At 57.9% G+C, this 8,005-nt stretch carries 6 protein-coding genes, 1 rRNA gene and 2 pseudogenes; 5 read left to right on the forward strand and 4 right to left on the reverse strand.

Translation table 11 applies throughout. From position 1 onward, the window contains the following. The 4 genes from rrf to MHY08_RS11430 all read left to right on the forward strand — a co-directional run. Positions 1-90 (forward strand): 5S ribosomal RNA (rrf, locus tag MHY08_RS11415); the annotation flags it as partial. 343 nt (positions 91-433) lie between these two features. Next, the gene (locus MHY08_RS11420; RefSeq protein WP_239236764.1) at positions 434-1,675 is read left to right on the forward strand and encodes an HNH endonuclease signature motif containing protein; all 1,242 of its coding nucleotides are present in this window, start codon (positions 434-436) and stop codon (positions 1,673-1,675) included. 151 nt (positions 1,676-1,826) lie between these two features. Next, a complete protein-coding gene (locus tag MHY08_RS11425; RefSeq protein ID WP_204611044.1) occupies positions 1,827-2,555 on the forward strand; it encodes an ABC transporter ATP-binding protein in 729 nt (242 codons plus the stop codon). Further along, positions 2,556-5,099, forward strand: coding sequence for an ABC transporter permease (locus tag MHY08_RS11430; RefSeq protein ID WP_204611045.1), 2,544 nt, complete (start codon positions 2,556-2,558; stop codon positions 5,097-5,099). A gap of 50 nt (positions 5,100-5,149) precedes the next feature. Here the strand turns inward: MHY08_RS11430 and MHY08_RS11435 are convergent, their stop codons facing one another. The 4 genes and pseudogenes from MHY08_RS11435 to MHY08_RS11450 all read right to left on the reverse strand — a co-directional run bounded on the left by MHY08_RS11435 (position 5,150) and on the right by MHY08_RS11450 (position 7,819). After that, positions 5,150-5,509: a CrcB family protein gene (locus tag MHY08_RS11435; RefSeq protein ID WP_204611046.1), complete on the reverse strand. Its 360-nt coding sequence runs from the start codon at positions 5,507-5,509 to the stop codon at positions 5,150-5,152. Then, entirely contained in the window at positions 5,506-5,808 is a 303-nt protein-coding gene (locus MHY08_RS11440) for a fluoride efflux transporter family protein (RefSeq protein WP_204611047.1), read from the reverse strand. The genes MHY08_RS11435 and MHY08_RS11440 overlap by 4 nt, the downstream gene beginning before the upstream one ends. Before the next feature lie 10 nt (positions 5,809-5,818). Next, positions 5,819-7,126, reverse strand: a pseudogene (locus MHY08_RS11445) (alanine/glycine:cation symporter family protein); the annotation flags it as partial. Positions 7,127-7,150: 24 nt separating this feature from the next. Further along, entirely contained in the window at positions 7,151-7,819 is a 669-nt protein-coding gene (locus MHY08_RS11450; protein WP_370658805.1) for an IS3 family transposase, read from the reverse strand. 8 nt (positions 7,820-7,827) lie between these two features. On the opposite strand from MHY08_RS11450, the pseudogene MHY08_RS11455 reads away from it, so the two are divergent. After that, a pseudogene (locus MHY08_RS11455) lies at positions 7,828-8,005 on the forward strand (IS256 family transposase); the annotation flags it as partial.

Genomic DNA, 8,005 nt, shown 5'->3' on the forward strand with positions numbered 1-8,005 from the left:
CCCGGTCCCATTCCGAACCCGGAAGCTAAGCCTGCACACGCTGATGGTACTGCAACCGGGAGGTTGTGGGAGAGTAAGTCACCGCCGACACCAAACAACAATAGATAATTTAATAACCCAAAAGAAGGGAAGAGAACGGAACAACCACCGTCCTCTTCCCTTCTTTCACGTTTTGCGGGGAGCAAGCATCACGCGACGGAACACGTAGCGAGCCGCGTGCCGCCGGGGTGTAGTAGGCGACGAACCCTAAACCTTTGCTTTTACCCCCGTTGCTGGTCGTGGCGCGACTCTGGGGATCCCTGCGGTTTTAGGGGAGCCTATTCGAACATAAACACCCCCACCGGGGTCACATGTCCACCAGTCGGGATACTATAAAGGCATTCGTTAGAAAATACATACGAACCCTGTTCTTTTCTTCTGGAGTGCCTCGTCCATGACTGCCACACTCACCCCACCCGAACCAGTTACCAGCCTCGACTATCCAGACACCCTCCTCATAGGTGACCACCCCGACACCGAGGCCCTAGACGATAGTGATGTGCCGGAAGCGTTCTACACCACCAACGCACCCGGAAACCACATCGGCAAAGCCGGCACCTACACACGCAAAACCTCCTGGTTCCTCTACCGCGCCATCCTCCCCCAACTAGACGAGGATGTTGACCTCAGCCTCACCAGCCTCGCCAAAGACCTCGGCATCTCCTACCACAAGCTCCTAGGCTTCCTGCGCGCTCACTTCCGCATGCGGCAACTACCCCTCGTTACCGAAGTCCAAGGCCAGCACTGGATACTCGACCTGACTAAACTGCGCATCATCGACCGCGAACTCAACCGCCTAGACAACAATCCAGACCACCTCGAAGCCATCGACGCCGCACTCGCAGACTTCCTCACCCCCACCACACCCAACGAAACAGTCCCCACCGATGCGGATCTGCGCCGGTTTATCCGCACCTTCATCGACACCCACCTGCGCCCCGAAGACAAAGAACAACAACCCGAACCACGACTGCGCATCAACTACAACCCGGATAACACCACCACACTAACGCTTACCTGCGATAGCGCCACCGCCACCATCATCGCCCGCCACATCGACGCCTACACCAACCAGACCGCAACCACTGCCGCACAAGGACTCATCGACCTCATACTCGAAGACACCCACACCAGCGTTGCCATCAACACGTTTACCACCAACCCCGAGACCAACCTGGTCTTCCACCCCGGTGCCGGATGGATAAACCTCAACCACGCCCCCACAGACAACACCTTCATCCGCCGACTCAACGCCGACGAGACAGACTCTTATACCCCTACCACCGACATCCGCGCCTACACCCAAGGCAGAGACGCTACCTGCCGCTGGCCCGGCTGCACCGTCCCCGCCACCCGGTGCCAACTTGACCACCGCATCGAATACCACCTTGGCGGGCCTACCAGCCCAGATAATTTAGTAAACCTCTGCCAACACCACCACAACATCAAAACCGACCGCAGAGTCCATTACATCCTCGACCCCATTACCGGAACCATCGCCTGGCTCCACCGCGATGGCACCTACCAACTAGACCACCCCACGGGACCATTAGCCACCCACCACACCCACTGGAACCACACCTGGGCCCAATACCTCACACACCAACAACAACGAACACAGCGAAAGGAGGGCTAGGGAGTAGGCCGGAGCCCGCAGTGTGTGACCCACGAGAACGGTGGTGCCGGGCTCTCGTATGCCGTTTTCCTCCTCAGGGATGATGTCGGCCGGGGGCCACGGTCGCTAGACTTAAATAGGTAATTTCCCATTTACAAGGAGAATTTGTCTCATGACTAATGCTGCGGCTCGCGCCGTTGACTTGTTTAAGCAATACGGAAGCGATGACACAGCTGTCGTCGCTCTTGATCATGTATCCATTGAATTCGGCAAGAACGAATTCACGGCGATCATGGGCCCATCGGGTTCCGGTAAGTCGACGCTGATGCACACCATGGCTGGTCTCGATTCAGCGACCTCCGGATCAGCATTTATCGGTGATACCGATATGTCGGCGCTCAATGACAAAAACATTACGGCCTTGCGTCGTGACCGGCTGGGCTTTATTTTCCAGTCCTTTAACCTTGTGCCCACGCTGACTGCGGCGGAAAACATTACGCTGCCTACGGATATTGCGGGTAAGGGCGTCGATAAGCAGTGGTTTGAGGAGGTCACTAGCCGCCTCGGCCTAGCAGAGCGCCTGGAACACCGCCCAGCTGAATTGTCTGGCGGACAGCAGCAGCGCGTGGCCTGTGCTCGTGCATTGGTTTCTCGGCCGGAAATCATCTTCGGCGATGAGCCAACGGGCAACCTGGATTCGAATTCTTCGGCCGAGGTGCTCGACATTTTGCGAACCGCGGTGGATAAGGACGACCAAACAGTGGTCATCGTGACACACGATGCCAAGGCCGCCTCGTATGCGGACCGGGTGGTTTTCCTTGCTGACGGCAAGCTTGTGAATGAGTTGCACAATCCGACGATGGAGGCCATTCACCAGGTAATGGCGGAGATTGAGGGCTAAATGGCACGCGGAAACGCAATGCGTAGAGTGTCTCTGCGCAATATCGTGGCGCATAAACTGCGCCTTGGGCTGACGATTCTCGCGGTGGTTTTGGGCACCGCGTTTATTGCCGGCTCGTTTATGTTTACCAATTCGCTGAAGTCGACGTTTGACTCCGCTGTGGATAATCAGTTCCGCGGCGTGGATGCAGTGGTGAGCCAAAAAGACGACAATGGCGCGAAACTGGATGACAAGCTGCGCCAGAAGTTGGCCGACGATAAGGATGTCAAGAACATCAATATCGCGGATTCGGAGACCGTTGTCGCGGCCGATGAGAACTCGGAGGCCTTTCAAACCCAGGGCGGCACGGCCAGTGTTGTTCCGTTCTACCCGGAAGACCAGGTCGTTGGTGGCGCCGATAAGTTGAAGGAGGGCGAGGAGCCTAGCGGTAAGGACGAGGTCCTCATCAACTCTTCCGCGGCCGACAAGTACGACATTTCCGTGGGCCAGAAGCTGACTGTGGTTCACCCCGATGAGCAGGATGAAGTCACCGTCTCTGGCATCTCGGAGCCCGCGGTAGACCAGGGCGAGAGCATCGTGCTGAGCATGGCTGAAAAGGATTACCTGGAGCGCTACGGCGAGCCGAGCCAGCTCAAGGTTTCTGCAGCCGATGGAGTGGATGCGAATGCCTTGGTGGACCACCTGAACGAGAAGTATGAAGTCAAGGCGGAGTCGGGTGAGCGCCTGGCTGAGGAGACCTCGGAGATGATGTCTTCTGCCTTGAAGTTCATCAATTACTTCCTCATCGCCTTCGGCCTGATTGCGCTGCTGGTAGGCACCTTCATCATTGCGAATACTTTCTCGATGATTGTCGCGCAGCGAACGAAGGAGTTCGCTCTCTTGCGTGCGCTGGGTGCTTCCCGTCGCCAGATTACAAACTCGGTGGTGGTGGAGTCCGCCATTGTTGGCGTTCTGGGCTCCATTGTTGGCGTGATTGCGGGTATGGGTTTGGTCGCAATCATTAAGGCAGTCATGAGCGCGCAGGGAATGTCACTCGATGGCGGCTTGGGCCTGAGCGTTTCGGCCATCGTAGTTCCAATTATTTTGGGCACCATCGTGACGGTTGTATCCGCGTGGGCGCCGGCACGGCGCGCGGGCCGCGTACAGCCGGTGGAGGCAATGCGCACTACCGAATCTGCTTCCGGAACTTCCCTGAAGGTACGCACGATTTTCGGTGCCACTATCTTGCTGGTGGGTATTGTTGCGGCGTTGGCAGGCGTGCTTTCCGACGGCGAAACCAGCGTCCGCGCCATCCTCGTCGGCGTTGGCGCGTTCGGCGTCATCGTCGGATTCTTCCTGGCCGGCCCTGCTTTGTCGCTGCCTCTGGTGCCGACGGTGGGCAAGGCAATCGGTGCACCGTTTGGCGCTATTGGTTCACTGGCGGCGACTAACTCGCGACGCAATCCGCGCCGCACCGCCGCCACTGCCTTCGCGCTAACTTTGGGCGTGGCCCTAGTAACCGCTATTGGCATGCTTGGTGCAACGATGAAGTCTTCTGTGGCCGATACCGTGGAGCAGAACATCACTTCTGATTACCTGCTTTCCGGTCCTAGCTCCGGTGAATTCCCGACGCCGAAGGATACGGGTAAGCGCGCGGCGGAGGCCGAGGGCGTCGATAAGGTGATTACCGTCGGTATGGCTCCGGTGACCGTCGATGGTCAGGCATCGATGGATTATGGTCCAGAATTCCAGCAAACGACGACTGCGGATGGAGATCCGTCGTCGATGATTGCGCTCGACATGGTCGAGGGCGATGCCAACTTGGAGAAGGGCTTCATTGCTACCGAAGATTTTGCCAAGGAACACGGCTGGAAGGTAGGAGAGACCTACAAGGTTACTTCTGCGGAAAAGGACAAGAAGGCCGAGGCCAAGCTGGTCGGTACCTTTAAGCCCACCGATGTGGTCCAGAATATGGTGCTTTCGCAGGATGTGGCCGAAAAGGTCGCACCAAAGAAGTCCTTTACCGTCCAAATGGTGGGCGTCTTGGGCCAGGAAGGCTATGACAAGGAAGAACTGCGCCACAACCTAGAGGACTCGGTCAAGGATTTGGTCGTGGTTCAGGTTAATTCTGGCGAGGAGTATGCGGGCCAAGCCGCCGGGTTCATCGACCAGATGCTTTCCATCTTGTATGGTCTGCTTGCCCTTGCAGTGATTATCGCCGTGCTGGGAATTGTCAATACCTTGACCCTGGGTGTTATTGAGCGACGCCAGGAGATTGGTATGTTGCGTGCCGTGGGTACGCAGCGCCGCCAGATCCGTACGATGATCACTCTTGAATCGGTGCAGATTGCGCTCTTCGGCGCGGTGATGGGCATCCTTATCGGCCTCGGCTTGGGCTGGTCCTTCATCGAGATCCTCGGTGATGAGGGATTGGACTCCGCGCAGATTCCGTGGGCGATGGTGCTCATTATGCTCGTAGGCTCGGCTATCGTCGGCATTATCGCGGCCGTCTGGCCGTCGAACCGTGCGGCAAAGACGCCGCCATTGGAGGCAATCGCAGACTAGGTATACAGCTAATGGTCTCATTCTCCGCGCGGAGAATGAGACCATTTTGCTTATATGCCGTGATAAATGCGGGCCGCCCAGATGGTGCCGCGCCAGGCTAGAACGATGCCGAGTCCGATGGTCCAGAAGAGGTATTTGCACAGTCGCCACCACTGTTTGCGTTTGATCATCTCACCCAGTTCCTTCGCCAATGTGGACCAAGTGGATAGGCCGCCGGCGAGGCCGAGGGCGAGGAAGGGGTGGAGAAGGGGGGCGTCGGCAAGCTGGGCGAAACCATAGGCCAGGCCAAGGGCTAGAGAGCCCAAAATATTCGCCACGAAAGTGCAGTAGCGGGCGGGGACAAGCCGGGTAAAGCCATAGCGCAGGCTGCCGCCGATGAAGCCGCCGATAAGGACGCAGAGAAGATTCATCGCAGCTTGTCACCTGCCAAGTAGCCGCCCACGCAGCCAACGATGGTGGCTAGGACATAGGCCAGGGCGACGGCCCAATGGGCCTCGGAGGTTAGGAAAGCGAAGGTAGCGAAGCTGGTGAAACCGCCGAGCACGCCGGTGCCCCAAAAGGGGCCGGGGCGGAAGTAGCCCATGAGGACACTGCCGAGGATATTGATAAGGAGCAGCGGGAGCATGCCGCCGCCGAGCGCGGCGGAGAGGAGGTACCTGGCTACCGCGCCGAGCGCAGCGCCAGCACCCACGACGAGGAACTGAGGCATGCGGCCTATGTTACTTCCAGTCCATCCCCTGGGACTCTACGAACGCGCGCACCTCATCGACTGGCTTATTGAGCTTGGGGTCAAAGGCTAGGTAGGCCTTGGTCTCGCGGGCCACGAGGCCGGAGAGCAGGAGCAGGCCAATGAGGTTCGGGATGGCGATGAGGCCATTGGCCAGGTCCGAGAAGGTCCAAGCGAGCTCGAGCTCCGAGACGGAGCCGACGAAGAGGAGGCAGGCGAAAAACATGCGGTAGGGGATAGAGGCCTTGCGGCCGCAGAGGGACTCCAGGGAACGCTCGCCGTAATATGCCCAGGCCATGATGGTGGAAAAGGCGAAGAAAATAATGGAGAGCGAAACGATGGTGCCGCCCCAGTCACCTGGGAGTACGCGAGAAAAGGCCTCGGCTGTCATGATTCCAGCCTCGTCGCGGCCCATATCCCAGGTACCGCCCACAACAATGACCAAGCCAGTGATGGTTACCACGATGATGGTGTCAATGAAGGTCTGCGTCATCGATACCAACCCCTGGCGCGCTGGGTGCGGGGTCTTGGCAGCCGCGGCGGCGATGGCGGCGGAGCCCATGCCGGACTCATTGGAGAAGATGCCGCGGGCAACACCGTATTGAATAGCCATCATGATGGTGGAGCCTACGAATCCACCGCCGGCGGCGGTGCCGGTGAAGGCATCGCTGAAAATCATCGCAAAGGCGGCGGGAATCTCCGCGGCATGCGAGAAGATTACATAGAGCCCGCCCAGGACGTAGACGATGATCATCAACGGTACGAAGGCGGCGGTAATGCGCCCGATGGCGTGGATTCCGCCGAGGAGTACGGATCCCACCAAGACGAAGAGGATTGCACCGGTGGCCGCTGGGGCGATACCGAAGGTTGATTCCATATTGGTGGCCACAGCATTGGCTTGGGCGAGGTTGCCGATGCCAAAGGAGGCGCAAATTGCAAAGATGGCAAAGAATACTGCGAGTACCGATCCGAGTGGTCCGGGGATGCCACGCTTTAGGTATTGCTGCGGCCCGCCGGACATCTCGCCCTTGGAATCCGTGGTGCGAAAACGCACACCCAGGTAGGCCTCGGTGTACTTGGACGCCATGCCCACAAGGCCGGTAATCCAGATCCATACCAGTGCGCCAGGGCCGCCGATCGACAACGCGGTGGCCACGCCCACGATATTTCCCACTCCCACGGTGGCGGCAAGGGCGGTGGTCAGCGCCTGATAATTGGAAATATCACCCTCGGTGGACTGTTCGTCAGAGTCTGTGGCAAAGACGTGACGCGTCGCGCGGCCCAGCGCTCGGAATTGCAGTCTGAAGTGCCCCGAGTTTTGTTCCTAGGCATTTGCCTTGATTTCTATTATTTCTTGCGGCGGGTTCTGCTTCCAAAAATCGGTTTCCACTTCGACTGGGGTTCGGTATCCCAAGCTTTGGTGAAGCCTCATCTCGTTCCACCATGACACCCACTCGAACGTCGCGATTTCTACCTCGACAACATCATCCCACCTGCGAGTATGGATCAGCTCGTTCTTGTAGGAGCCGTTAACGTTTTCAGCCAGAGCATTGTCATAAGAATCCCCGACAGTTCCGGTGGAAGCGGCAATCCCGTGCTGGGCAAGGCGCTCGTTGTAGACCACGCTGACGTACTGCGAGCCGTGATCCGAATGGTGAATGAGACCTGTTGTTTCCTCAGCACACACGATCGCCTGATTAAGAGCTTGCAGCGGCAACGCCTCGGTGCGCATGGAGTCTGATAACGCCCACCCAACGATCCGTCGGGAGTAAACGTCGGTGACAAACGCGGCATACACAAAGCCTTTCTTCGTGCGCACATACGTAATGTCAGCCACCCACAGTTTGTTCGGGCCGGGGGCTTTGAACTCACGCTCGACCAAGTCTGGGCGCAGATCAGGCACGTTAGGCTTACGGGTTGTAAGAGGTGATCTGCCTTTGCCTTGAGAGTGTCTGATGGTTTGTGTGTGGGAACCGATCCCGCATAAGGAGATAAGCCAGAATGACTACTGTGGCGAGACGAGATCCGGCCGATAAGGCCAAGATTGATGCGATTGAGAAGAAGCTTCTTGCTAACCCTGAAATCGCGAAACTGATTGACGACCTAGGCACGTCCACAACGGATGCCAATGACCTGGTTCGCGGCATGCTGCAAGCCTCGATTACTAGGGGTTTGAATG

Source organism: Corynebacterium sp. ACRPJ (assembly GCF_022347345.1).
Lineage (GTDB): Bacteria > Actinomycetota > Actinomycetes > Mycobacteriales > Mycobacteriaceae > Corynebacterium > Corynebacterium tuberculostearicum_D.

What these genes read in the sequence shown, in the direction of transcription:
- MHY08_RS11430 (WP_204611045.1), top strand. Translation starts at nt 2,556, where the DNA reads ATGGCACGCGGAAACGCAATGCGTAGAGTGTCTCTGCGCAATATCGTG.
- MHY08_RS11425 (WP_204611044.1), top strand. Translation starts at nt 1,827, where the DNA reads ATGACTAATGCTGCGGCTCGCGCCGTTGACTTGTTTAAGCAATACGGA.
- MHY08_RS11420 (WP_239236764.1), top strand. Translation starts at nt 434, where the DNA reads ATGACTGCCACACTCACCCCACCCGAACCAGTTACCAGCCTCGACTAT.
- MHY08_RS11440 (WP_204611047.1), bottom strand. Translation starts at nt 5,808, where the DNA reads ATGCCTCAGTTCCTCGTCGTGGGTGCTGGCGCTGCGCTCGGCGCGGTA.
- MHY08_RS11435 (WP_204611046.1), bottom strand. Translation starts at nt 5,509, where the DNA reads ATGAATCTTCTCTGCGTCCTTATCGGCGGCTTCATCGGCGGCAGCCTG.